The organism is Stenotrophomonas sp. GD03930, assembly GCF_029839665.1.
Lineage (GTDB): Bacteria > Pseudomonadota > Gammaproteobacteria > Xanthomonadales > Xanthomonadaceae > Stenotrophomonas > Stenotrophomonas forensis.
The window spans coordinates 1,383,016-1,407,072 of the sequence record NZ_JAOCAV010000001.1 but is presented as its reverse complement, the minus strand read 5'-3'; the positions used below and the strand labels follow the sequence as shown (position 1 = coordinate 1,407,072).

At 67.8% G+C, this 24,057-nt stretch carries 22 protein-coding genes; 9 read left to right on the top strand and 13 right to left on the bottom strand.

Annotated elements, in window-relative coordinates:
- Positions 1-64: 64 nt before the first annotated feature.
- The 5 genes from cydB to N5C18_RS06280 all read right to left on the bottom strand — a co-directional run bounded on the left by cydB (position 65) and on the right by N5C18_RS06280 (position 3,921).
- Positions 65-1,078: a cytochrome d ubiquinol oxidase subunit II gene (cydB, locus tag N5C18_RS06300; RefSeq protein WP_006476247.1), complete on the bottom strand. Its 1,014-nt coding sequence runs from the start codon at positions 1,076-1,078 to the stop codon at positions 65-67.
- Position 1,079: 1 nt separating this feature from the next.
- Positions 1,080-2,477: a cytochrome ubiquinol oxidase subunit I gene (locus N5C18_RS06295; RefSeq protein WP_197606998.1), complete on the bottom strand. Its 1,398-nt coding sequence runs from the start codon at positions 2,475-2,477 to the stop codon at positions 1,080-1,082.
- Between the two features lie 211 nt (positions 2,478-2,688).
- On the bottom strand, positions 2,689-2,904 hold the full coding sequence (locus N5C18_RS06290; RefSeq protein WP_053509339.1) for a hypothetical protein: 216 nt from the start codon (positions 2,902-2,904) through the stop codon (positions 2,689-2,691).
- Complete coding sequence (locus N5C18_RS06285) at positions 2,901-3,554, bottom strand: sigma-70 family RNA polymerase sigma factor (RefSeq protein ID WP_164240788.1); 654 nt, start codon at positions 3,552-3,554, stop codon at positions 2,901-2,903. The genes N5C18_RS06290 and N5C18_RS06285 overlap by 4 nt, the downstream gene beginning before the upstream one ends.
- Positions 3,555-3,591: 37 nt before the next feature.
- Positions 3,592-3,921, bottom strand: a complete 330-nt coding sequence (locus N5C18_RS06280) for a hypothetical protein (protein WP_005414880.1) — start codon at positions 3,919-3,921, stop codon at positions 3,592-3,594.
- A 167-nt stretch (positions 3,922-4,088) separates the two neighbouring features.
- Here N5C18_RS06280 and N5C18_RS06275 point away from each other — a divergent pair, with 167 nt between their 5' ends.
- From N5C18_RS06275 to N5C18_RS06245, 7 genes are all read left to right on the top strand, one after another.
- Complete coding sequence (locus N5C18_RS06275; protein ID WP_279944075.1) at positions 4,089-6,458, top strand: S9 family peptidase; 2,370 nt, start codon at positions 4,089-4,091, stop codon at positions 6,456-6,458.
- Positions 6,455-6,874, top strand: coding sequence for an NUDIX domain-containing protein (locus tag N5C18_RS06270; protein ID WP_053509345.1), 420 nt, complete (start codon positions 6,455-6,457; stop codon positions 6,872-6,874). Before N5C18_RS06275 ends, N5C18_RS06270 begins: the two co-directional genes overlap by 4 nt.
- 30 nt (positions 6,875-6,904) lie before the next feature.
- Complete coding sequence (locus N5C18_RS06265; RefSeq protein ID WP_053509347.1) at positions 6,905-7,462, top strand: hypothetical protein; 558 nt, start codon at positions 6,905-6,907, stop codon at positions 7,460-7,462.
- 36 nt (positions 7,463-7,498) lie between these two features.
- Complete coding sequence (locus N5C18_RS06260) at positions 7,499-8,626, top strand: hypothetical protein (RefSeq protein ID WP_279944074.1); 1,128 nt, start codon at positions 7,499-7,501, stop codon at positions 8,624-8,626.
- 112 nt (positions 8,627-8,738) lie between these two features.
- The gene (locus N5C18_RS06255; RefSeq protein WP_279944073.1) at positions 8,739-10,385 is read left to right on the top strand and encodes a hypothetical protein; all 1,647 of its coding nucleotides are present in this window, start codon (positions 8,739-8,741) and stop codon (positions 10,383-10,385) included.
- Between the two features lie 40 nt (positions 10,386-10,425).
- Positions 10,426-11,322, top strand: coding sequence for an oxygen-dependent coproporphyrinogen oxidase (hemF, locus tag N5C18_RS06250; protein WP_053509354.1), 897 nt, complete (start codon positions 10,426-10,428; stop codon positions 11,320-11,322).
- 89 nt (positions 11,323-11,411) lie between these two features.
- Positions 11,412-12,593: a hypothetical protein gene (locus N5C18_RS06245; RefSeq protein WP_279944071.1), complete on the top strand. Its 1,182-nt coding sequence runs from the start codon at positions 11,412-11,414 to the stop codon at positions 12,591-12,593.
- Between the two features lie 74 nt (positions 12,594-12,667).
- Here N5C18_RS06245 and N5C18_RS06240 read toward each other — a convergent pair whose 3' ends face one another.
- On the bottom strand, positions 12,668-13,147 hold the full coding sequence (locus N5C18_RS06240) for a YetF domain-containing protein (protein ID WP_008266839.1): 480 nt from the start codon (positions 13,145-13,147) through the stop codon (positions 12,668-12,670).
- A gap of 328 nt (positions 13,148-13,475) precedes the next feature.
- Complete coding sequence (gene polA / locus N5C18_RS06235) at positions 13,476-16,250, bottom strand: DNA polymerase I (RefSeq protein WP_279944070.1); 2,775 nt, start codon at positions 16,248-16,250, stop codon at positions 13,476-13,478.
- Between the two features lie 98 nt (positions 16,251-16,348).
- On the opposite strand from polA, the gene N5C18_RS06230 reads away from it, so the two are divergent.
- Positions 16,349-16,633, top strand: coding sequence for a DUF2782 domain-containing protein (locus N5C18_RS06230; protein WP_040006855.1), 285 nt, complete (start codon positions 16,349-16,351; stop codon positions 16,631-16,633).
- Between the two features lie 151 nt (positions 16,634-16,784).
- Here N5C18_RS06230 and N5C18_RS06225 read toward each other — a convergent pair whose 3' ends face one another.
- Positions 16,785-17,231 carry a universal stress protein gene (locus N5C18_RS06225; protein WP_005411629.1) on the bottom strand — a complete coding sequence of 149 codons (447 nt, stop codon included), beginning with the start codon at positions 17,229-17,231 and terminating at the stop codon, positions 16,785-16,787.
- A gap of 186 nt (positions 17,232-17,417) precedes the next feature.
- Between N5C18_RS06225 and N5C18_RS06220 the strand changes: the two genes are divergently transcribed.
- The gene (locus tag N5C18_RS06220; protein ID WP_195842642.1) at positions 17,418-17,564 is read left to right on the top strand and encodes a hypothetical protein; all 147 of its coding nucleotides are present in this window, start codon (positions 17,418-17,420) and stop codon (positions 17,562-17,564) included.
- Positions 17,565-17,649: 85 nt separating this feature from the next.
- On the opposite strand, the gene N5C18_RS06215 is transcribed toward N5C18_RS06220, so the two are convergent.
- From N5C18_RS06215 to cls, 5 genes are all read right to left on the bottom strand, one after another.
- Complete coding sequence (locus N5C18_RS06215; RefSeq protein ID WP_274511337.1) at positions 17,650-18,204, bottom strand: hypothetical protein; 555 nt, start codon at positions 18,202-18,204, stop codon at positions 17,650-17,652.
- A gap of 140 nt (positions 18,205-18,344) precedes the next feature.
- Entirely contained in the window at positions 18,345-18,671 is a 327-nt protein-coding gene (locus N5C18_RS06210) for a low molecular weight protein tyrosine phosphatase family protein (RefSeq protein ID WP_279944068.1), read from the bottom strand.
- Positions 18,672-18,769: 98 nt separating this feature from the next.
- Entirely contained in the window at positions 18,770-20,962 is a 2,193-nt protein-coding gene (gene uvrD, locus N5C18_RS06205) for a DNA helicase II (RefSeq protein ID WP_053451155.1), read from the bottom strand.
- A gap of 9 nt (positions 20,963-20,971) precedes the next feature.
- Complete coding sequence (locus tag N5C18_RS06200) at positions 20,972-22,393, bottom strand: FAD/NAD(P)-binding protein (protein WP_279944067.1); 1,422 nt, start codon at positions 22,391-22,393, stop codon at positions 20,972-20,974.
- Between the two features lie 45 nt (positions 22,394-22,438).
- Positions 22,439-23,857, bottom strand: coding sequence for a cardiolipin synthase (cls, locus tag N5C18_RS06195; protein ID WP_053511239.1), 1,419 nt, complete (start codon positions 23,855-23,857; stop codon positions 22,439-22,441).
- Positions 23,858-24,057: the final 200 nt, after the last annotated feature.

The following is a 24,057-nucleotide window of genomic DNA, read 5'->3' as shown; positions in this document are numbered from 1 at the left end:
ATCGACGGTGTTTCCCCGACGAGGTTCAGCAATGTGGCGACGGCGTTCAGCCTTGGCCCGGTGCTCAGTGATAGCCGGCGTCGGCGTGTACCTTGCCGCGGAACACCCGGTAGGACCACGCTGTATAGCCGAGGATGACCGGCAGCAGGATCACCAGCCCGACCAGGGTGAAGCCCAGCGATGATGCCGGCGCAGCGGCCTGCCACAAGGTCATCGATGGCGGTAGCAGGTACGGCCACATGCCCAGCACCAGGCCGAGGAACCCGAGCACGAACAGGGCAAGGCTGAGCAGGAACGGCGGCAGGTCACGGCGCGGATGGGTGGCGCTGCGCCACAACGCGGCCGCCACCGCCAGGGTCAGCAGCGGTACCGGCGACAGCCACCAGAAGTTGCCATCGCTGAACCAGCGGTCCATCAGGCGCGACTGCAGGAACGGCAGCCAGCTGCTGACCAGGCCCATCGCCGCGATCACCGCCACCACCAGCGGCCGGGTCATCTGCCGCGCCAGCGCCTGCACCCGGCCTTCGGTCTTCAGGATCAGCCAGGTACTGCCCAGCAGCGCGTAGCCGGCCACCAGCGCGGCGCCGGTCAACATCGCGAACGGACTGAACCAAGCGAACGGGCCACCGTGATAGACGCCGTCCTGCAGGGGCAGGCCCTGCACCAGCGTGCCGAGGATCACGCCCTGGGCGAAGGTGGCCAGCAGCGAGCCCAGTGCGAACGCCACGCTCCACAACCGGCGTGAGCGGTGCGCCTTGAAGCGGAACTCGAAGGCCACGCCACGGAACACCAGCGCCACCACCAGCAGCAGCACCGGCAGGTACAGCGCCGACAGCAGCACCGCGTACGCCTTCGGGAACGCCGCCAGCAGGCCGGCGCCACCCAGCACCAGCCAGGTTTCGTTGCCGTCCCAGATCGGCGCGGCGGTGTTCATCATCAGGTCCAGCTGCTCCTCGTCTTCGGCGAACGGCGCGAGGATGCCGATGCCGAGCACGAAGCCATCCAGCACCACATACATCAGCACACCGAAACCGATCACCGCGAACCACGCCACCGGCAGCCAGGTCATCAGGTCCATGTCAGCGATCCTCCAGCGGTTCGTCGGCTGCCGACAGCGGGCGCGCCGGGGTGTGGCTGCCGTGGTCCAGCGATGGCCCTTCGGCATACGGCTGCGGCCCATGGCGCAGGATCTTCACCAGGTACCAGATACCCCAGCCGAACACGAAGGCATAGCCGACCACGTAGACACCCAGCGACAGCGCGGTCATCCACGCGCTCTGCGGGCCGACCGCATCGGCGGTGCGCAGCACGCCATATACCACCCACGGCTGGCGCCCCATTTCGGTGACGAACCAGCCGGACAGCAGTGCGATGAAGCCACTCGGCAACATCCAGTTCCAGCCGCGCAGCAGCCACGGCGAATCCAGCAGCTTCCGGCGCCACAGCTGGAATGCCGAGACCCAGGCCAGCAGCAGCATCAGCGTGCCCAGCCCGACCATGATGCGGAAGGCGAAGAACACCGGCGTCACCGGCGGCCGTTCGCTGGCGGGCACCGAGGTGAGCGGATCGAAGCTGCCGTCCAGCGAATGGGTGAGGATCACGCTGCCCAGCTTCGGGATCGCCACTTCAAAATCGTTGCGCTCTTCCTTTTCGTTGGGCAGCGCGAACACCACCAGCGGCACGCCCTCGCCTTCCCTGGTTTCATGCCAGTGCGCTTCCATCGCCGCGATCTTCATCGGCTGATGCTTGAGCGTGTTCAGGCCATGCATGTCGCCGACGAAGATCTGCACTGGCACCGTCAGCGCCGCGAACGCTACCGCCGCGACCAGCATGCGCCGGCCGGCTTCCACGTGCGTGCCCTTGCGCAGGTACCACGCGCCGACGCCACCGATCACGAAACAGGTGGTGATGAACGAACCCAGCGCCATGTGCGCCAGGCGGTACGGGAACGAGGGGTTGAACACCACCTGCCACCAGTCCACCGGGTGCACGATGCCATTGACCATCTCGTAGCCGGCCGGCGTGTGCAGCCAGCTGTTGGACGACAGGATCCAGAACGTGGAGAACAGCGTGCCCAACGCCACCATGCAGGTGGACAGGAAATGCAGGCGCGGCGACACCCGGCCCCAGCCGAACATCATCACGCCGAGGAAGCTGGCTTCCAGGAAGAAGGCGGTCAGCACTTCATAGGTCAGCAGCGGGCCGATGACCGTGCCGGCCACTTCGCTCAGCCGCGGCCAGTTGGTACCGAACTGGAAGGCCATGACGATGCCGCTGACCACGCCCATGCCGAATGACACGGCGAAGATCTTCTGCCAGAAGAAGTACAGCTCGCGCCACACGGGCAGTTTCGTGCGCAGCCAGCGCCATTCAATGAAGGCCAGCCAGCTGGCCGTGCCGATGGTGAAGGCCGGGAACAGCACGTGGAAACTGATGACGAATCCGAACTGGATCCGGGACAACAACAACGCGTCCAAGGGACGCCTCCTGCCTGCGACCGGTGGGATACCGGACCACTTTAGGAGGATTTGGTTAAGCCGGGATGCGACCGGGTGACGCGCTGCTTCACTTTGTCGCAGGGATCAACCGCTCTGGTAGCTGCCAACCTTGGTTGGCACGCGTCCAAGCGCCGACCAAGGTCGGCATCTACCAACAGCGATTGGCGCGCCCCATGCCCGGCGGGGGCTGTCAGAGCCAGAAATACCAGGCCGCGGCAGCCAGCAGCGCCCCGAACAACAGCACCTGCACCACCACGTACAGCACACCGCTGTCGTGCGTTTCCGCGTGCAGCCGCTGCTGCAGCGCCTCGCTCACATCAGGCACGGCGTGCCGTTGTTCCTGTTCACGCAACGCCTGTGCCAGCGCGCGCTCGTCCGCATCGCGAGGGTCGGTCGATTGGCTCACAGCAGTTCTCCGGCGGTGGCGTGCCGCGTCAGCTCCTGCTTCAGGATCTGCCGCGCGCGGTACAGGTGGCTCTTGATGGTACCGCGCGCCAGCCCGGTGACCTGCTCGATCTCGGCCAGATCGAAGTCCTCCAGATAATGCAGGCCCACAATCAATCGCTGCGGCGCACTCAATCGCTCCAGTGCCGCGCCCAGCTGGCGACCGGCCTGCAGCGATTCGCTGAATTCAGCCGGCCCGGGGCCTTCATCGCCGATGCCCAGTTCCTCGGGCACCTCCACCGCCACCATCCATTGCGCCTCCAGCCGCCGCCGACGCAGGTGCTGCAACGCAGTGGTGTAGGCCACCCGTGAAACCCAGGTACGCAGCGAGGATTCAAAGCGGAACCGGTGCAGCTGGCGGAACACCGCCAGGAAGGTCTCCTGTAGCAGGTCGGCGACCTGGTCGCGGTCGCCGACCATGCGCCCGATCACATGCGCGCAGGTGCGTTGATGGGTCTCCACCAGGTGCGCGAAGGCCGCCTGCGAGCCATCGATGATCGCCCGCACCAGGGCCTGATCCGCATCCAGTGGCTCGGCAGGCGCTGCGATCGCCGCCATGTTCTGGCGGCGACGGCCCCGCAGTGCCGACAATGCTTCGCCGAGCAGGCTCATCTACGGGGCGCCCCCGGTGCCCGTGGCATGTTCCTGCTCAGCCCTTGCGCGCCGCAGGACGGGTGAAATGCCAGGCCAGCAGCTGGCCGAGACCGGCGCTGCCAACCAGCGCGGCGGCGGCACCAAAGGTCAGGTCACGGGCGCCGATGGCTTCCAGCAGGGCCATCGCCAGCGCCAGGCAGACCAGGCTGATGCCCCAGCGCAGCGCGCCCTGGCGGCGGCGCTCTTCTTCCAGCACGGCCAGCGAGCGGATCACCTCCTCCGGCACGTGCGGGGCCACCAGCTTGCTGCGGGCGCGGGCATCGGCAATGGCATGGATCGCGTAGGCGATGCAGATGAAGAGGGTGATCGGGATCAGTTCCTGCATGGTCGGGCTCCTGTTCGGTGGATGATGCGGGTTCAGGACAATGGATGCGCGAGCCCGGCAACCGGTTGCAGCAGTTTGCCGATTCCGCTGCCATGACCTGTGGCCCCTGCCCGCAGCCGGGGCGGCTGCTACCCTTGCCCGGTTTCCTCTTCCGGTGCCGTCCGCCCATGTCCCGAGTGCTGCCCCTGTCCCTCCTGCTGTCGGCCGTGCTGGCCGCACCGGCCGCGCATGCCGCGCCGACGCCGATCACCATCGAACAGGCCATGGCCGACCCGGACTGGATCGGGCCGCCGGTCGAAAAGGCCTGGTGGTCGTGGAACAGCCAGCAGGTGGAGTACCAGCTCAAGCGCAACGGCAGCCCGGTGCGCGACACCTTCCGCCAGCCGGTGGCCGGTGGCGTGGCCGCGCAGGTGGCCGATGACCAGCGCGGCACCCTGGACGTGGCCGAGCCGGTCTACGACCGCAGCCGCAGCCGCAGTGCGTTCGTCCGCAATGGCGACGTGTTCGTGCGCGACCTGCGCAGCGGCGCGCTGACCCAGCTGACCCGCAGCAACGAGCGCGCGGGCAACGTGAACTTCGCGGCCGACAACGGCGTGATCTGGCGCGTCGGCCAGAACTGGTTCCACTGGACTGCCGCCAGTGGCGTGCAGCAGGTGGCCAGCCTGAAGGCCGAGAAGGACCCGCGTACGCCGCCGAAGGCCGACGTGCTGCGCGACCAGCAGCTGCGTACGCTGGAAACCCTGCGCCGCGACCGCGACCAGCGCGAGGCGCTGAAGGACCAGGACCAGCGCTGGCGCCAGGCCGACCCGACCCGCGCGCCGGGCCCGGTGTACCTGGGCGCCGATGTGGAAATTGCCGACAGCGTGCTGTCGCCGGACCTGGGCCACCTGATCGTGGTGACCAAGCCGAAGGACTTCGACGACGGCCGTGGCGGCAAGATGCCGCTGTACGTGACCGAATCGGGCTACGAGGAAACCGAGGACACCCGCACCCGCGTTGGCCGCAACGGCTTCGAGCCGCACACCCTGTGGTACGTCGACGTGCGCACCGGCAAGGTTGAGAAGCTCTCGCTGGCCGGCCTGCCCGGCATCAACACCGATCCGCTGGCCGAGCTGCGCCGCAAGGCCGGCAAGGACGCGCTGAAGGGCGAGCGCAGCCTGCAGGTGATGAGCGATTTCATGGGCGGTGGCATCCGCTGGAGTGCCGACGGCCAGCAGGCTGCAGTAATGCTGCGTGCCAACGACAACAAGGACCGCTGGATCATCAGCGTCAATGCCGCCGACGGCCGCGTGCAGAACCGCCACCGGCTGACCGACAACGCCTGGATCAACTGGGGCTTCAACGATTTCGGCTGGATGGCCGACGGCCGCACGCTGTGGCTGCTGTCCGAGGAATCGGGCTTCTCGCATCTGTACACCCAGGCCGGCAGCGCCAAGCCGCAGGCGCTGACCAGCGGCAAGTGGGAGACCTCGGCACCGGTGCTGTCGGCCGATGGCAAGGGCTTCTACTTCCTGTGCAACCAGCAGGCCCCGCATGACTATGAAGTCTGCGCGGTCGACACCGGCAGCCGCCAGGTGCGCGAGCTGACCAGCCTCAACGGCGTGGAAGACTTCTCGCTGTCGCCGGATGGCCAGCAGCTGCTGGTGCGCTACTCCGGCGCCTACCTGCCGCCGCAGCTGGCGGTGCTGCCCAGTGCCGGCGGCCAGGCGCGCGTGCTGACCGATACCCGCACCGCCGACTACAAGGCCCGCCAGTGGATCCAGCCGAAGCTGGTGGCGGTGCCGTCCAAGCATGGCGCCGGCGTGGTCTGGGCCAAGTACTACGAACCGGAAAACAAGGAGCCGGGCCGCAAGTACCCGATCGTGATGTTCGTGCACGGCGCCGGCTACCTGCAGAACGTGCACCAGCGCTACCCGGCCTACTTCCGCGAGCAGATGTTCCACAACCTGCTGGTGCAGAAGGGCTACATCGTGCTGGACATGGATTACCGCGGCAGCGAGGGCTACGGCCGCGACTGGCGTACGGCGATCTACCGCAACATGGGCCACCCGGAACTGGAAGACTACAAGGACGGCCTGGACTGGCTGGTCGACACCCAGCAGGGTGACCGCGACCACGCCGGCATCTACGGCGGTTCCTACGGCGGCTTCATGACCTTCATGGCGCTGTTCCGCTCGCCGGGCACCTTCAAGGCCGGCGCCGCGCTGCGTCCGGTGGTCGACTGGCACCAGTACAACCACGGCTACACCAGCAACATCCTCAACACCCCGGACATCGATCCGGAGGCGTACCGCGTCTCCTCGCCGATCGAGTACGCGCAGAACCTGCAGGACAACCTGCTGATCGCCCACGGCATGATGGATGACAACGTGTTCTTCCAGGACTCGGTGAACCTCACCCAGCGCCTGATCGAACTGCACAAGGACAACTGGTCGATCGCGCCGTACCCGCTGGAGCGCCACGGCTATGTCCGTGCCGATTCCTGGCTGGACCAGTACAAGCGCATCCTCAAGCTGTTCGAGCAGAACCTGAAGTGAGCACTGCCGCGGCCACGATAGAGATCGTGGCCGCGGTCATCCTGGATGACCGTGGCCGGGCGCTGGTGGTGCGCAAGCACCGCGCCCACCGCTTCATCCAGCCGGGCGGCAAGCCCGAACCCGGCGAAGCGCCGCTGCAGGCGCTGGCCCGCGAACTGGACGAGGAACTGGGCGTGCAGCTGCGCGCCGATGCCGCCCTCGCGCTGGGCGCCTTCGAAGACTGGGCGGTGAACGAGCCCGGCCATCGCGTGCGGGCGCAGGCGTGGTGGGTGCAGGTGGACGGTACCCCGCAGGCGCGCGCCGAGATTGCCGAACTGGCCTGGGTGCCGCTGCAGCCGCCACACGGCCTGCCCTTGGCACCGCTGAGCGAACACCATATCCTGCCGGCCGTCGCCACCCGGGTGACGGCCCGCTGACCGCGCGGGTGCCGATTGCAAGGACACCGGATGTCAGTGCCGCTCCCGCCGCCCTCGTTGCAGCCTTCGCCCTACCACGCGTGGATCCGGCCACTGGTCCAGGCGTCGTTCTGGCTGTCCGCGCTGCTGGCCGGCTATTTCGTGCTGCAGGGGCTGCTGGCCTGGCCGCTGCACGACGTTCCACTCTGGCAGCTGCTGGCGGGTGAAGCACAGCATCGGCAGATGCACAGCCTGGCCTGGCTGCTGGCGCACCCGGTGGTTGCCTCGATGATCGCCGCACTGCTCTGCCTGGTCTCGGCCGTGGCCAGCTGGGGGCTGCTGCGCGAACGCTACTGGGGCCTATGGAGCTTCGTGGTGATGCTGCTGTTGAGCGCGCTGGCCAATTTCGCGATCACCTGGTGGTGGGACGTGTTCATGCGCGACATGATCGTGCTGCTCGCCGACGGGCCGGAGATGCAGCAGTCGCTGCAGCCGCGTCGCTGGATGATGACCTTCACCCTGCTCGGCACTTCAGTGCTGTTCCTGGGCCTGCAGGGTTGGCTGGCCTGGCGCCTGTTGCGGCCCGATATCCGCTCGCGCTTCCGCTGAGCCCCATCCCCCTTCTCGCACGACAAGGACCGTCGCATGCGCTTGCTGGCTCTTTTCCCTGCCCTGCTGCTGTTCGCCGCGCTGCCTGCCAGCGCCGATGCCCTGCGCTGCGGCGAGTATCGCAGCCTCGATGACGGCATGGCACTGGTGTTCACCAGCCCCAGCAGCGGCTACCGCCACAACGGCATCGGTGAGCCGGAGCCGCTGTGGGTCGATCGCAGTGCGGAACAGACCCGCCTGGTCATGCTCGACGATGGCGTCGCGGAACCGATCCGGATCAGCGCCGATGGGCAGCGCATCGAGGACAGCGTGACGGTGGTCTACACCCTGCGCCAGTCCCGGGCCTGCACCGCCGAACCCAGCGCGGTGGCCGGCAGCTGCCGCGCCGCTGGCAGCTACTGCATGGTGCAGCTGCCAACGGCCTCGCCCGGCCAGGCCCGGCGCGCCTGCGACGAGAGCGTGGGTGCAGGCTGCTCGACGCTGCTGCGGCTGATGCGTGAGGGTGGTGCGGTGGATGCAGCCGATGACGCAGCCCCGGCCGTTTTCGAGCGCCCGCCGCCGTGCCGCGAGCACACCGGCGGGCACGATCGGCAGGCCTGCGAAGCCATGACCGACGATGCACTGGCCATCGCCATGCGGCGGGTGGATCAACGGCTGGCACAGGAAGACGAAGATACGCTGGATTCGCCGCTTCCGGCCGCTGCACGCGATCTCCTGCAGCAGTTGTGCCTGCAGCACCGGGGTGGCCGCTTCTGCGTCGAAGTGGCCGCGCAGCAGCTGATCGCGCTGGAGCCCGCATTGGCGGTGCAGGCCCTGCAGGTCACCTGCGATGGCGGCCGCGTCAGTGCATGCGAACGTACCGCGCCGCTGCGTGAACTCGGTACCGATCTGCGCCTGGTGCCGCTGCAGCGGGTGCCGTGTGGCCGCTACCAGGCCGACGGTGGCAGCCTGGACACGCTCACGTTCGGCGATGCCGGCTGGGCCAGGGTCGGTACGCAGGACGTGCGGGCGCTGCTGCAGGACGGCACTCTTCAGCTGCGCCAGAACAATGGCGCCGACTACGCGCTGGGCCTGCTGGCCAATGGCGATCTGCTGGGGCTGGACGCATGGACCGGGTACCAGCGATACCGGCGCACGCCGGGCACGCCACAGTTTTGTCGCTAACGACCTGCCCGGCGCTGAAGCCGCCACGACAGCTCGCGCGTTCTGGCGGGTTTGATTGCGGATCGGCATGGGCCGGCTATCGTGGCCCGCGTCTTTCTGCTGTGGCCCCGACATGTCCGCTTTCGCTCCGCGCCGCCTGATTGCTGCCTTCATCACGTTGGTGTTGCTGCTGCCCTGCGCCCAGCACGCGGCCGCATCCGGCCTGCCACGCTGTGGCGTTTTCGAGGCCGAGGGCGGCGACAACCAGCTGCGCGTGGATGGGCCTGACCGCGGGGTCGAGAAAGGCAGCTACATCTCCGATCGGCCCTTCGTTGTCCAGCGCAGCGAAGGCAGCCTCAGCCTGGTTGATCTCACCTTCGGCCTCGTCTCTGAACTGGAGGTCCAGCGCGAGGGTCGCGCCCTGCAGAAGGACAGCAGACGCTACCGCCTGACCCAGCCGGCCGCGTGCCTGCCCCCGGTCGAGCATGCACCCGGCAGCTGCCTGGCAGACGCCCGGCAGTGTCTCTACAACCACCATGAGCTGAGCCTTCCGGCACTGGAATCGGGCTGCGCCGAAGGCGTTCCGCACCTCTGCCAGCGCCTGCCCGATCGCTATCGCAAGGCCGACCAGGCCCCCGGCAGCGATACGCCGACCGAAGCACAGATCGCGGTGATACAAGCCACCATGGAAAAGGCGATGGCCGAGGTGGATTTCCCCCGCCAGTGTCGCGACGATGACCCTGCGGCCGATGCCGAGGCCTGCATGGCCATTCTGGAAGAGCGGCCGGAGCTCGCCGAGGCCGTCGCCACTGCCATTCGCACGGCCTCGATGGCGGCCAGCATGGTTGAAGTGTTCTCGCCTGCCGCCAAGCCCGCGTTGTCCGACGCGCGATTGCAGCGCCTGCAGGAGCTGTGCACGCAGGTAGGTGAAAGTGGCTTCTGCATGGAGGTCGCCACGCTGCAGTGGGACGCCGGCCATCTGCAGGAAGGCCGGGCGGCCCTGCAGATGGTTTGCGACGGCGGCGACGGAAGTTCGTGTCGGCAGGCAGCTGCGCTGCTGCAGCTGGGCGCGGACCTGGTGCCGCAGGCCTCCAGCGCTGTACCCTGTGGCCATTACGTGGCCTCCGGCGGGCTGCTGGACGAACTGACGTTCGGCGATGGTGGAATGGTGGAGGTGGGCTTCGGCTCGCGGGTGCGTGCGCGCGTGCAGGACGGCCAGATTCGCATGCGCCACGAGCGCGGTGGCGACTACGTGCTGCAGTCATTGCCCAACGGCGATCTGCTTGGGCTGGACGAATCGATGCGCTTCGAGCGCTTCCAGCGGCAGCCGGGCGATGCGCAGTGCAGTGCGCCGCGGGAGTTCAATGAAGTACCGTTCCCACAGGACTGCCCGCGTGCGCCCATCGACGGTGAAGCCGAAGCCTGCTGCGCGGCGGGCAGGATGCAGGGTTGCAACGTGCTGGGCAGTCGCGCCGGCCTGAGCGGAAGGTGGGTCGAGGCCAGCGAGCACTACCAGAAGGTCTGCCGGGCCGGCATCCGCGAAGGTTGTGAAAACCTGGCCAGCGTGATGGAAAACAGCAGCCGCGTGAACGTCCGCTCCATGCTTGAGACGCTCTGTGAAGCGGATGGCAGTGGCCGCCACGTGGCGTGCGACGTGCTGGCCACCCGCAATTGGGAACTGCTTGAGGCAGCCCAGGCCCTTGAACGTGCCCTGCGGGAGTCCTCCACTGACGACGGGCAGGCCCGCCCCACCCCACGCACCCCCAACCACAAGCAGTAAGGGAGCTTGCCTGGCCGGGCGCTGCGGTAAAGTACGCGCCATGAACGAATTCGAGCGCGTGCGCGCCTACCTCACCGACCTGCAGGACCGCATCTGCGCGGCGATCGAGGCCGTCGATGGCCAGGCCCGCTTCCAGGAAGACCTGTGGCAGCGGGCCGAGGGCGGCGGCGGGCGTACCCGCGTGCTGCGCGATGGTGCGGTGTTCGAACAGGCCGGCATCGGCTTCTCCGACGTGGCTGGCAGCCGCCTGCCGCCGTCGGCCTCGGCCAACCGCCCGGAACTGGCTGGCGCCTCGTGGCGCGCCACCGGCGTGTCGCTGGTGTTCCACCCGCTCAATCCCTACGTGCCGACCACCCACGCCAACGTGCGCTTCTTCCAGGCACAGCGCGACGGCGAAGTGGTGGCCAGCTGGTTCGGCGGCGGCTTCGACCTGACCCCGTTCTATCCGTTCGACGAGGACGTGCAGCACTGGCACCGGGTCGCACGCGACCTGTGCACACCCTTCGGCGAGGAACGCTACGCCGCGCACAAGCGTTGGTGCGATGAGTATTTCTTCCTGCGCCACCGCAACGAAACACGCGGCGTCGGCGGCCTGTTCTTCGACGACCTGCATGGCGACTTCGAGCGCGATTTCGATTACCTGCGCGCGGTCGGCGATGGCTTCCTGGAGGCGTACCTGCCGATCGTGCAGCAGCGCAAGGACACGCCCCATGGCGAGCGCGAACGCGAGTTCCAGCTGTACCGCCGTGGCCGCTACGTGGAATTCAACCTTGTTTACGATCGCGGTACGCTGTTCGGCCTGCAGAGCGGTGGCCGCAGCGAAAGCATCCTGATGAGCCTGCCGCCGCGGGTGCGCTGGGAATACGGCTTCAACCCGGACGCCGGCAGTGCCGAGGCACGCCTGGCTGATTACCTGGTGCCGCGCGACTGGCTCTGATCTTCCGGCACCACGCCTGACGCGTGGTGCCATCCCCACGCCTGCAGTGCGTCGTGCACCGGACAGATCGTCTTTTTTCCTCAAGGATGATGTCATGCCCGCGTCTGCTTCCCTTCGTCCCCGCGCTGCGGGTTGGCGCTGCGGGTTGGCGCTCCCTGCTGCTGCTCGTGCTGGCCTCGGCCAGCCTGCCGGCCGCCGCGCAATCGATGGCCTGCGGCACCTACAAGGACAGCAGCGGCAACACCACGCTGACACTTGAAAGCGAGGGCCACGGCTTCCTGTCCGGCCCCTACCAGGCCACCGAGGAACTGCGCATCGCCCGCCAGGACGACGTGCTCGGCACCGGCAACCTGTCCACGGGCCGCCTGGAGAACTGGTACTTCTCCGACAACGACCGCACCCTTAGCACCCCGTACCGCGAGTTCACCCGTGAGCGCTCCGCCGCATGCAAGGTGATGCCAGAGCCCATCGAAGACGGTTGCGTGATGAACACCTTCGAGTGCCTGGAGGCCTTGCCAGAAGCCGAGCCGCAGAAGCTGCATGCCTGGTGCGCCGAGGGCGTGGGCGCCGCCTGCATGCGCCTGCTGGAAACCTACCAGCAGCAGGCCGAGGACGCTTCGCCGGGCCCGGCGGAGCCGCCGATGCCCGAGATCTGCAAGGAGGAGTCACCGTCGTTCGACGCCGAGGGCTGCACGGCGGTGGCCAGGCAGGTCGCCTCGGAAATGATGGGCAAGGCCCTGCTCGGCCTGCAGCATTCGGTGGATGCGCCGCTGCCGCCGGCACAGCTGGATGAACTGATCGCCCTGTGCCGCGTGCAGCAGGGCGAAACGTTCTGCGCCGACACCGCCGAGACCTTGTGGAGCAGTGGCCGCCTGCAGCAGGCCCGCGAGGCGCTGCAGCTGTCGTGTGCGCAGCGCGCGGATGCCCCGGCCTGCAGGCCGGCCAAGGACCTCGGCGTGCTGGCCAGCGCTCCCGGCACGGCGCTGGCACCGGTCACGGCCAGCGCGCTGCCCTGCGGCAGCTTTGAAGCCGAACGCAGCGTGCTGTCGCAGCTGCGCTTCCTCCAGGATGGCGTGGTCGAAGCCGGGGGCCGCGAGCAGCCACTACGCGCCAGCCTGCGCGACGGCCGCATCCTCATCCATCGCGAACTCGGCAGCGACTTCGTGCTGCAGCTGCTGCAGAACGGCAACCTGGCCGGTATCGACGGTGGCAACCGCTTCGCCTACTACGAGCGCAAGCCTGCGGCGGGCAACGACCGCTGCACGCCATGACCGGGGCTGGGTAGCACCGGTCCCCCGCCCGGCTGATGCACCGTGCAGCCGGGCCCAGGCTCGGCGCTACCAGGTCAGGTGCTCTTCCTGGGGATGATGGTGATGTGCCCGTTGATCTCCAGCAGGGCCAGTTCGACATCCTCAACACCCAGGCAGCCCTGCTGGCGCATGGCCGCCTCGAAATCGGCGCGGGTGACCTGCTCGCGACGCAGCACGGTGTCGAACAGGCGGCCATCGCGCGCGATCACCACCGGCTCTCCCTCCACCAGGCGCTCGATCCGCCGGTTGCGGGTACTGACCCAGCCCACCCCGTAGTTGAGCAGGATCAGGGTCGCCGCCAGCAGCAGGCCGCCGCCCAGCGAGGTGTCAGTGCCCAGCAGGGCGTTCTGTACGGCATTGCCCAGCAGCACGATCAGCAGCACGTCGAACGGCGTGATCTGCCCCAGCGCGCGCTTGCCGCTGAGCCGGACCATGCCCAGCACTACGACATAGACCACCACCGCGCGCAGGATGAACTCCCACCACGGCATCGCCAGTGCGAACAGATCGGGCATCGTTTTCCCCTGCGGAGCGGTGGCCCAGCGTGGCGCAGACGATTGCGTCTGGCAACGGCACAAATAAAAAGCCCCGCTGACCAGGGGGAGGTCAACGGGGCCGGGGAACGGGCACTTGGGGAGGAGTCCCCGTTCCGAGATCTGCTCCAGGGGATGGGAGAGATCCACAACAGGCATTGCGCCTGTCGAGAGTTATAGAAGCACTCCGAACACTAACGGTTCGTGAAGGGGCCCAATTTAATGAACTTCAATCGGGGGAACATTCATGATCGAGTCAGAAACCTCCGACTGATGAACAAATTCACGTCGTTTTCGGCCTGAAACGGGGTCAGTGCGCTTCGTCCCAGTTGCTGCCGATACCGGTATCGACCACCAGCGGCACCCGCAGTTTGGCCGCTTGCGACATGCGTTCCACCACCTGCAAACGCAAGTCTTCGACGAAACTGCTTTCGGTTTCGAACACCAGTTCATCGTGCACCTGCAGGATCATCCGTGCCGGTGCGCCGCTGTCACGCAGCCACTGGTCCACGTCCACCATCGCGCGCTTGATGATGTCGGCGGCGGTGCCCTGCATCGGCGCATTGATCGCCGCGCGTTCAGCCCCCGCGCGCAGGCCCTGGTTGCGGGCATGAATATCGTTCAGGTACAGGCGGCGGCCGAACAGGGTTTCCACATAGCCCTGGTCGCGGGCCTGCTGGCGCATCCGCTCCATGAAGTCGCGCACGCCCGGGTAGCGGCTGAAGTACAGCGCCACGTAGTCCTGCGCCTGGCCACGGTCGATGCCCAGGTTGCGGGCCAGGCCGAACGCGCTCATGCCGTACATCAGGCCGAAGTTGATCGCCTTGGCGGCACGACGTTCGTTCGGGGTCACTTCCTCCAGCGTGCGCCCGAACACCTCGGCGGCGGTGGCACGGTGCACGTCGGCGCCCTGCTCGAAGGCGCGCACCAGGCCCGGGTCCTCGGACAGGTGGGCCATGATCCGCAGCTCGATCTGCGAATAGTCGGCCGCCAGCAGCTGGCAGCCCTCCGGCGCCACGAACGCGCGGCGGATGCGGCGGCCGTCCTCGGTGCGGATCGGGATGTTCTGCAGGTTCGGGTCCGACGAGGACAGGCGGCCGGTGGCGGCACCGGACTGGTGGTAGCTGGTGTGCACGCGGCCGGTGTCCGGGTTGACCATCTCCGGCAGCTTGTCGGTGTAGGTACTGCGCAGCTTGGCCAGGCCGCGGTACTCCAGGATCACCCGCGGCAGCTCGTGCTGCTCGGCAATCGCCTCCAGCGCCTCTTCATTGGTGCTGGGCTGGCCCTTGGGGGTCTTCACCACCGCCGGCAGCTTCAGCTCATCGAACAGCACCGCCTGCAACTGCTTGGGCGAATCCAGGTTGAAGCTGCGCCCGGCCAGCTCGGTGGCCTTCTGCTGCGCGGCCAGCATGCGCGAGGACAGGTCCTGGCTCTGCCGGCGCAGTTCGTCGGTGTCGATCCGCACGCCATTGGCTTCGATGCTGGCCAGCACCGGCACCAGCGGCATCTCGATGTCGCGGTACACGCTGTCCAGCGCCGGCTCGGCCAGCAGCTGCGGCTGCAGCGCGTGGTGCAGGCGCAGGGTGATGTCGGCGTCCTCGGCCGCATAGCGGCTGGCTTCGTCGATGCCCACCTGCGAGAACGGAATCTGCTTGGCGCCCTTGCCGGCCACGTCCTCGAACTTGATGGTGCTGTAGCCCAGGTAGCGCAGGGCCAGCGAGTCCATGTCGTGGCGGGTGGCGGTGGAATTGAGCACGAAGCTCTCGAGCATGGTGTCGTCGTGGTAGCCCTGCACGTCCACGCCGTGGCGGCGCAGCACATGCAGGTCGTACTTGCCGTGCTGGCCCAGCTTCTTCTTCGCCGGGTCCTGCAGCACCGGGCGCAGCGCGTCCAGCACCTGCTGCATCGGCAGCTGCGCCGGCGCCCCCGGGTAGTCGTGGCCGACCGGAACGTAGGCGGCCCTGCCCGGCTCGACGGCCAGACTGACACCGACCAGGCGCGCACGCATCGCGTCCAGCGCATCGGTCTCGGTATCGAAGCTGATCAGGTCGGCCTGCTGCAGGCGCTCGACCCAGGCCTGCAGCTGCTCGCTGGTCAGCACCGTCTCGTATTCACCGGGCGCGGCCAGCGCCGGGTCCAGCGTGCCGGCGGCCGGCGCTTCGGCGCTGCCACGGGCGAAGCCGGCGGCGGTACCGCGCAGGCTCGGGGTGGCCTCACTGGCAGCGGTGGGCGCCGGCAGCGGTGCTCCCAGTTCCTTCAGCGCCTGGGTGAAGCCGTAGCGCGTATACAGCTCGGTCAGCTCCGGCACGTCCTGCTCGCGCAGCGCCAGCGTGGTCGGGCTGGCGTCCAGCGCCACGTCGGTGCGGATGGTCACCAGCTCGCGGTTCAGCGGCAGCCGCTCCAGCGCGGCGCGCAGGTTCTCGCCGATCTTGCCCTTCATGGTCGGCGCGGCCGCCATCACCCCGTCCAGGTGCTGGTACTCGGCCAGCCACTTGGCGGCGGTCTTCGGCCCGCACTTCTCCACGCCCGGCACGTTGTCGACGGTGTCACCCATCAGCGCCAGCAGGTCGATGATCTGGTCGGCACGCACGCCGAACTTGTCCATCACTGCCGCGTCCGAATCCATGCGGCTGCCGGTCATGGTGTTGACCAGCTCGATGCCCGGACGCACCAGCTGGGCGAAGTCCTTGTCGCCGGTGGAGATGGTCACCTTCAGGTCCTGCGCCAGGCCCTGCAGGGCCAGCGTGCCGATCACATCGTCGGCTTCCACGCCGGGGATGCGCAGGATGCTGATGCCCAGCGCCTCGACGATGCGGCACATCGGCTCGACCTGGCTGCGCAGCTCGTCGGGCATCGGCGGCCGGTTGGCCTTGTACTGGTCGTACAGGTCATCGCGGAAGGTCTTGCCGGGCGCATCGACCACGAACGCGACGTAGGCCGGGCGTTCCTTCAGCGTCGAGCGCAGCATGTTGACCACGCCGAACAGCGCGCCGGTGGGTTCACCCTGTGCATTGGACAGGGGCGGCAGCGCGTGGAACGCGCGGTACAGGTAACTGGACCCGTCGATCAGGACTAATCTGCTCATGCGCCGATTCTACGCGCCCGTGCCTGCACCGCGACGACACGGCACGCACCCGGCGATGGGGCATAATCAGGGCTCTATCCAGGCAAAGGCCCCCGCCGATGAAGACCCTGATGCTGGCTTCCGTGCTCCTGCTCGCTGGCTGCGCCAGCATGGGTGGTGCAGGTGCTCCCCCGGTGGACGTCAAGGGCGCCGATGTCTCCAAGCGCACCATGGACAACGGTGACACCATCGAGGAATACCGCGTGTCCGGCCAGCTGCGCATGGTCAAGGTGACCCCGTCGCGCGGCGCGCCGTACTACATGTACGACAAGAACGGCGACGGCCGTTTCGACAACGACAAGGACGGCGTCTCGCCGGTGTACTGGAAGCTGTACAGCTGGTGATGTGACCGGGGGGCGGATCCCCGCGATTCAGTAGATCCACGCCATGCGTGGATATGACCCTCCCGATCCCCCACAAAAAACAACGCCGGCGCGCATCCTGCGGCCGGCGTCGGGTCCCCTCCCCGGGAACGCTTGAATCAACGGGTGTGGATCAGCGGATCACCAGCACCGGCAGGGTGCTGCGCGCCAGCACTTCGGCGGTCTGGCTGCCCAGCAGCACGCGGGTGACGCCACGGCGGCCATGCGAGGTCATCACGATCAGGTCGCTGTTGCGCTCGCCCGCCGTCTCGATGATGCCGTCGGCCGCATAGCGGTCCAGCACATGCACCGGATTGGCGGTAATGCCCTGTTCGGCCGCCTTGGCCAGCGCCGGCTGCAGTACCTTCTGCGCGCCTTCCTCGCGGTCGGCCTTGTACTCGGGGCTGTTCATGTAGCCCACGCTCCAGCCCATGGCGTCGTACATGCCGACGGCCCACGGCTCGGAAACGGTCACGATATCGACCTCGGCATTGAGGTCCTTGGCCAGCTCCAGGCCCTTGGCCAGGCCCTTGTCGGCCAGCTCGGACCCGTCGGTGGCAATCAGGATGCGCTTGTACATGGTGGGGCTCCGTAGCGATCTGCCAGATGGGAACGACACCATTGCACACCGGATGTGCAGGCCGTGCCTTGAGCAGGATCAATCCGGCGCCGCGCAGCGGCGTGTGCGCATCGCCCGCTTGCACGCGCCGGTCAGTGCGGCGCATGCTCGGCGGGCGGCGCACTGCCGCGCTCAAGGACGACCGACATGCAGGACAACAAACCGCCCGCCTGGAGTTCCCAGAAATCCATCCTGATCGCCGCGATCATCGCCTTGGCGGTGCTGTTCGGCGGCTACCAGATCGGCAAGGACATGGCGCTGCGCGACAACGCGCGGCAGGCGGCCGGCCGCTAACGGGCTGCCGTAGAGTCGAGCTTGCTCGACTGCTTTCTTTGCGGGTAGAAGCAGTCGAGCAAGCTCGACTCTACCGTTGCTTTGTTCAGGCGATCTGCACCACGCGTGCGTTCTGGCACAGCGGGTAGCTGGCCACGAATCCAGCGATCGCGTCACGCATTGCCTCGAACGATTCGCCATACATGTACAGCGCGGTCTCGGTCGGGCCCTGCCACCAGCTGCAGATCTCGCCCAGGCCGTCGATGCTCTCCGACAGCTGTTCGAACACGTGGTTGGAATCGCACTGCTCGTAGACTTCGTCCGGCAGGGTCAGCCCGTCCAGGTAGATGCCCAGGCCTTCGGTCACGCCGAAGCTGCGGTCGGCCTCGCCCGCACCCTGCAGCTGCGAGCCCTTCGGTGCACCCAGCTGCTCCAGCAGATCAATCAGCTTCGGTACGCCGGCGGCATCGACCAGCGCTACTTCGATATCGCCGTACTCGACCTCACCCAGGTCGGACATCGCGGTCCCGCCGCCGGTCAGCTCGCCCACCTGGGCCGCCTGCAGCAGCGCATCGAGCGGATCCTCGAACAGTTCATGGCGGTGCTCCGGCTGCAGCCGGGCGTTCAACTTCACGGTGACGTGCAGCGTGGGTTCGGTCATGGGGGCGTTCCTGGAAGATGTCAGGCCCCATTGTAGAGTCCAAGGTAGCGGCAGGAGCCGCTGCCAACGTCGCTTGCGACGGCCCGAAGGATGCCGGTCAGGACGACCGGCATAGCTTGCTCGACTGCTTTCTCCCGCGCTCAGCGCAGGAACGGCGTCACCTTGCGCTTCAGCAGCTCCACCAGCACCGGGTCCATGTAGTCGTAATCGTCGGGGATATCCAGGCAAATCACCCGCTTTACGTTCAGCCATGCCTTGTAGCGGCTGGACAGCCGGTTGCGGTGGGCCCGCTCCATCACGAACACCAGGTCGGCCCACTGCAGCAGCTCCGGGCTGAGCACTTCATCGGCGTCGGCCAGCAGCCCGGCCGAGGCGGTTTCAATCCCCGGCCAATCGGCAAACACCTGCTCGGCCGTCGGGCTGCGCAGGCGGTTCTGGCTGCAGAGGAAGAGCACGTTGCGGGTCATGGATACTCGCTTTTGTAGAGTCGAGCCGTGCTCGACTGACTTTTCCCGCTGCAAGCAGCCGAGCATGGCTCGGCTCTACAGATGAAGCAGGACGGTGATCAGATCACCGTCAGGTTGGCATATGCCATCACCAGCCACTTGCTGCCGGCGTCGGCGAATTCGACCTGAACGCGGGCGTGTGCGCCGCTGCCTTCGTAGTCGGTCACCATGCCTTCGCCGAACTTGGGATGGGTGACCAGTGCGCCAAGCTTGAGCGGCGGTGCCTCGATCGAGGCATGGCCCATCACCCGGCTGCTGCCCAACGAGGCCGGCCGCGAGACCTGCACCTTCGGGCGGACTTCGTGCAGCAGCTCGCGTGGGATCTCGCGCAGGAAGCGCGAGGGCAGACTGTAGTTGTCCTGGCCATGGATGCGGCGCGATTCGGCGTAGCTCAGCACCAGCTTCTGGCGCGCGCGGGTGATGCCCACGTAGGCCAGGCGGCGCTCTTCTTCCAGCCGCCCGCTTTCCTCCAGCGAGCGTGCGCTGGGGAACAGGCCTTCTTCCAGGCCGGCCAGGAACACCAGCGGGAATTCCAGGCCCTTGGCCGAGTGCAGGGTCATCAGCTGCACGCCGTCCTCGCCCGCCTGCGCCTGGCCCTCACCGGCCTCCAGCGCCGCATAGGCCAGGAACGCGACCAGCTCGTCCATGTCCTCGCCCACTTCCTCGATGTCGTCGGCGCGGCGCACGAAGCGCGAAGCCACCGAGACCAGTTCGTCGAGGTTGTCGGTGCGCGATTCGGAGTCCAGCGCGTTGCGGCTTTCCTTGCTCCAGTGCTCGCGCAGCTGCGAGCGGGCCAGCACGTGGTCCACGCGCTCGGCCAGGGTCATGTGCAGGGTCTGCGCCTGCAGCTCGTTGACCAGCACCAGGAAGCCGGCCAGCGCATTGCGCGCACGTGCGGCCAGCGCGCTGCCCTGGGTGACCAGCATGGTCGCTTCCCACAGCGAAATGCCCTGCGCGCGCGCCTCGCGGCGCACTTCGTCCAGCGTGCGGTCGCCGATGCCACGGGTGGGGGTGTTGACCGCGCGCTCGAACGCCGCGTCGTCGTTGCGGTTGGACAGCAGGCGCAGGTAGGCCAGTGCGTCCTTGATTTCGGCACGCTCGAAGAAGCGCATGCCGCCGTACACGCGGTACGGCACCTGTTCGCTCAGCAGCGCCTCTTCCAGCGCGCGCGACTGCGCATTGCTGCGGTAGAGCACGGCCACTTCGGTGTAGCTGCCACCGTCGCGCACCCACTGGCGCGCGCGCTCGACGATGTAGCGCGCCTCGTCCATCTCGTTGTACGCGGCATACAGGTCGATCGGCTCGCCGTCACCGCTGTCGGTCCACAGCTGCTTGCCGATGCGGTCGGGGTTGTGCGCGATCACCGCGTTGGCGGCGCCGAGGATGTTGGCGGTGGAGCGGTAGTTCTGTTCCAGGCGGATGGTCTGCGCGCCCGGGAAGTCACGCAGGAAGCCCTGCACGTTCTCCACCTTGGCACCGCGCCAGCCATAGATGGCCTGGTCATCGTCGCCGACCACGAACACGTGGCCGGAATCACCGGCCAGCACGCGCACGAAGGCGTACTGGATGGCGTTGGTGTCCTGGAACTCGTCCACCAGGATCTCGCGGAAGCGGGCACGGTAATGCGACAGCAACGCCGGGTTGTCGCGCAGCAGCTCATGCGCGCGCAGCAGCAGCTCGGCGAAGTCGACCAGGCCGGCGCGGTCGCAGCGCGCCTGGTACTCGATGTAGGCCTGGCGCATGGTTTCCAGCCAGGCGTCGTTCGGTTCGGGCTGGATGTGCTGCGGGCGGCGGCCTTCGTCCTTCTGCGCGTTGATCCACCACGCGATCTGCTTGGCCGGATACTTGCCGTCGTCCAGTTCCAGCGCCTGCACCACGCGTTTGACCAGCCGCAGCTGGTCGTCCGAATCCATCACCTGGAAGCCTTCGGGCAGCTTCGCGTCCTGCCAGTGCAGGCGCAGCAGGCGGTTGGCCAGGCCGTGGAAGGTGCCGATCCACATGCCGCGGCTGCCGTTGGGCAGCTGCGCGTCGATGCGGTGGCGCATTTCGCCGGCCGCCTTGTTGGTGAAGGTCACCGCGAAAATGCCGTGGGTCGGCACGCCATCGACTTCATGCAGCCAGGCGATGCGGTGGGTGAGTACGCGGGTCTTGCCGGAACCGGCACCGGCCAGCACCAGGTGGTGGCCGGGGGGAGCGGAGACGGCTTCGCGCTGGGCCGGGTTCAGGCCATCAAGCAGGTGGGAGACATCCATGCCCCCATTTTACGGCATCGCCGTCGCGGCTCCTGCGACCACCTGGGTGGCCAGTGCGTGCGCCTGCTGACGCAGTTCAGGCACGGCCAGGCTTTCCCACAAGCTGCCGATGCGCAGGCTGCCGAGCACGCCCAATCGTGCCTGCGGCTGGCCGCCGGTGGCACACAGGCGATCACCCGGCACTGTGCTGTCCAGGCCCAGCCCGTGCGGGCCAGGGCGGGCCAGCCCATCGGTCTGCAGCTGCTGCAGCAAGGGATTGCGCAGCGCGCTGGCACGGGTTTCCACGCCGGTGGCGTTGATCACCCCGCCGATCGTCCACTGCTGTTCATTGCCCGAGGCATCGCGGCCGGACAGCTGCACGGCGCCGCCCTCGCGCCAGACGCGTTGCAGGCGGCTGCGGTGAATGCGCAGCTGGCCGCTGTCCTGCAGCGCCTGCAACTGCGAATCCACTTCTTCGGCGATGCGATGGCGATGCACGTCCCAATAGCGCACCACATGGCGCAGGAAGCGGCGCTGGTCGGCCTCATCAAGGCTGCACCACAGTGCCTGCCCGTGCGGGCGGATGCGGTCCATCACGCCCTGCCACGGCATGCCTTCGGCCTGTGCCTGCCCGGCAAACTGGCGCAATGCGCGCAGGCGCTGGCGCAGGTTCATCGGCAGCAACGTGGCCGGGTCGAAGCTGGGCAGGCCACCGTGGGCATGCGGCAACGGCAGCAGGCCATGGCGCGAGATCACGTGCAGCGGTCCGCTGTGGCCGGCGGCGACCAGTGCCAGCACGGTGTCGGCCATGCTCAGGCCGGAACCGACAATGGCCACCGCCTGCTCACCGGCCAGGGTGCGTACGCCGTCGTAGTCCCAGGCCTCGATCACATCGTCGGCAGGCAGCGCATCGGCGCCGGCCACCGGCATCGGGCGCATGCTGTTACCGGTGGCCAGCACCGCCTGTGCGGCGTGCAGCGTCTGGCCATCGCCCAGCTGCAGTTGGTAACCATGGTCATCCGGCTGCAGGCCCAGCACCGGCTGCGCGATCACCTGCAGCTGCGCCGGGCTGGCCGCGGCGGCATCCTGCAGGCGCTGCTGCAGGTAGGCGGCGAAGTAGTGGCGGCACACGTAGCGCTCGCCCAGCACCTCGCGCGCCTCGCCCGGGTAGGCATTGGCGGCCATCAGGTAGTCGAGGAAATCGCCGGGCGCGTCGGCAAACGCGCTCATCTTCGCCGCCGGCACGTTCAGCAGATGCTCCGGCCACGGCGTGGCATAGGCGATGCCTTGCGCCAGCTGCGAGGCCGGCTCGAAGATGGCCAGCGCCAGCGGCGCACGGGCCTGGCGCAATACCTGGATCGCCACCAGCACCCCGGCCGCACCACCACCGATGATCGCCAGGTCCAGTTCGCCATTACGCGGTGAATCAGTCATGTGCCGATTGTAGGCCATCGGCGATGACAGGCCGGCGTGCCGAAGCGGGCGGTTACTGCGGCCTCACATCAACGCATCGGCCAAGCGTGCGATGCCTTCGCGGCTGCGCCGCCACGTCGGGCGGCTGCGCCACTGCCGCAGGTCCAGCTGCCGCGACTCGCGCAGGTAGCCGTCCTCGATCGCGCACAGCTGCTGGACCAGCGCGCGGTCGTAGCAGATCAGGCCGATTTCGGCATTCAGCGCGAACGAGCGGATATCCATGTTGATCGAGCCGAGCACGGCGATGTCCTCGTCCACGCTCATGTGCTTGGCATGCAGGAACTGCGGTTCGTACAGGGCGATGCGCACGCCACAGCGCAGCAGCTCGTCGTAGTACGCCTCCTGCGCCCACGAGGTCAGCCGCTGGTTGTTGCTGGCCGACAGGATCAGCTGCACCTCCACGCCGGACAGCGCCGCGATGCGCAGCGCGCTCAGCGTGGCTTCGTCGGGCACGAAGTACGGGGTGACCATCACCAGCCTGCGCCGCGCCAGGTGGATCAGCGCTGCCACCGCATCACGCGCGTTGCTGTACGGGTAGGCCGGGCCGCTGGGCAGCAGCTGGGTTGCGATGTCGTCGCTGCACTCGGGCACATCGGCGATCACGTCCAGGCGCTGGCCGGTTTCCATGTACCAGTCGCTGGCGAACACCGCTTCCAGATGCGCCACCGCCGGGCCGCGCACGCGCGCCACCAGCTCGCGGTTCGGGTGGCCGGGCACGAAGCCGGGGCCGGCCAGGTTCTGCGAACCGACGTAGGCCACTTCGTTGTCGATCACCGCGATCTTGCGGTGGTTGCGCAGGTCCATGCGCCCGCTGCGGCGCCAGCGCAGGCCACCGGGCAGCATCGCGCGCACTTCGATGTCGCGCGCTTCCAGGCGCTTGCGATAGGCGCGCAGGCCGCGCTTGGCACCCACCGCGTCGAGCAGCACGCGGCACTGCACGCCACGTGCGGCCGCACGCTGCAGTGCCTCGACCACCGCCTCGCCCACCGCGTCGTCGAACATCAGGTAGTACAGCAGGTGCACGCGGTCTTCGGCCTGGTCGATGTCGGCGATCAGCGTGTGCAGCGATTCGTCGTAGTCGGTCAGCAGGTCCACCGCGTTGCCGTGCACCGGCATGAAATCGCCCTGGCGCTGCACCAGCGGCACGATCTCGGCGCAGGCGGTATCCGGTTGCGGGGTCCAGCGCAGGCGGTGCTGCAGTGCCTGTTCCTCGCGGATGACCTGCGAGGCCTCGGCCTGGCGGCGGATGCGCTCGCGCGACAGCCACGGGTGGCCGAACAGCAGGTACAGCGGCAGGCCCAGCAGCGGCACGAAGCCGACCAGCAGCAGCCAGCTGCGCGCCGCCCCCGGCGTGGTGCGGGTGGGGATCCAGCACAGCGCGACCAGCCGGATCAGCCAGTCGATCAGCAGCAGGTACGAACCCAGCAACCACTCGAACAGCATCGCGTCGCCCGTCGGGAGGTGATGGGCCATTCTGCCCAGCAGGGTGTGTAGAGTCGAGCTTGCTCGACTGCTTTGAACCAGCGTGCCGACCAAGGTCGACACCTACCGGGTGTGGGGGACAGTGTGCCGACCAAGGTCGACACCTACCGGGTGTGGGGACAGCGTGCCGACCAACGGTCGGCACCCACCACATCAGTATC

Bases quoted from the DNA above. Each gene is read 5' to 3' on its own strand.
- polA (WP_279944070.1), bottom strand. From the start codon at position 16,250: ATGAGCAGATTAGTCCTGATCGACGGGTCCAGTTACCTGTACCGCGCG.
- uvrD (WP_053451155.1), bottom strand. From the start codon at position 20,962: ATGGATGTCTCCCACCTGCTTGATGGCCTGAACCCGGCCCAGCGCGAA.
- N5C18_RS06265 (WP_053509347.1), top strand. From the start codon at position 6,905: ATGTCAGTGCCGCTCCCGCCGCCCTCGTTGCAGCCTTCGCCCTACCAC.
- N5C18_RS06200 (WP_279944067.1), bottom strand. From the start codon at position 22,393: ATGGCCTACAATCGGCACATGACTGATTCACCGCGTAATGGCGAACTG.
- N5C18_RS06230 (WP_040006855.1), top strand. From the start codon at position 16,349: ATGAAGACCCTGATGCTGGCTTCCGTGCTCCTGCTCGCTGGCTGCGCC.
- N5C18_RS06260 (WP_279944074.1), top strand. From the start codon at position 7,499: ATGCGCTTGCTGGCTCTTTTCCCTGCCCTGCTGCTGTTCGCCGCGCTG.
- N5C18_RS06225 (WP_005411629.1), bottom strand. From the start codon at position 17,231: ATGTACAAGCGCATCCTGATTGCCACCGACGGGTCCGAGCTGGCCGAC.
- N5C18_RS06285 (WP_164240788.1), bottom strand. From the start codon at position 3,554: ATGAGCCTGCTCGGCGAAGCATTGTCGGCACTGCGGGGCCGTCGCCGC.
- cls (WP_053511239.1), bottom strand. From the start codon at position 23,857: ATGCTGTTCGAGTGGTTGCTGGGTTCGTACCTGCTGCTGATCGACTGG.
- N5C18_RS06240 (WP_008266839.1), bottom strand. From the start codon at position 13,147: ATGCCCGATCTGTTCGCACTGGCGATGCCGTGGTGGGAGTTCATCCTG.
- N5C18_RS06255 (WP_279944073.1), top strand. From the start codon at position 8,739: ATGTCCGCTTTCGCTCCGCGCCGCCTGATTGCTGCCTTCATCACGTTG.
- N5C18_RS06280 (WP_005414880.1), bottom strand. From the start codon at position 3,921: ATGCAGGAACTGATCCCGATCACCCTCTTCATCTGCATCGCCTACGCG.
- N5C18_RS06220 (WP_195842642.1), top strand. From the start codon at position 17,418: ATGCAGGACAACAAACCGCCCGCCTGGAGTTCCCAGAAATCCATCCTG.
- N5C18_RS06275 (WP_279944075.1), top strand. From the start codon at position 4,089: ATGTCCCGAGTGCTGCCCCTGTCCCTCCTGCTGTCGGCCGTGCTGGCC.
- N5C18_RS06215 (WP_274511337.1), bottom strand. From the start codon at position 18,204: ATGACCGAACCCACGCTGCACGTCACCGTGAAGTTGAACGCCCGGCTG.
- cydB (WP_006476247.1), bottom strand. From the start codon at position 1,078: ATGGACCTGATGACCTGGCTGCCGGTGGCGTGGTTCGCGGTGATCGGT.
- hemF (WP_053509354.1), top strand. From the start codon at position 10,426: ATGAACGAATTCGAGCGCGTGCGCGCCTACCTCACCGACCTGCAGGAC.
- N5C18_RS06210 (WP_279944068.1), bottom strand. From the start codon at position 18,671: ATGACCCGCAACGTGCTCTTCCTCTGCAGCCAGAACCGCCTGCGCAGC.
- N5C18_RS06245 (WP_279944071.1), top strand. From the start codon at position 11,412: ATGTCATGCCCGCGTCTGCTTCCCTTCGTCCCCGCGCTGCGGGTTGGC.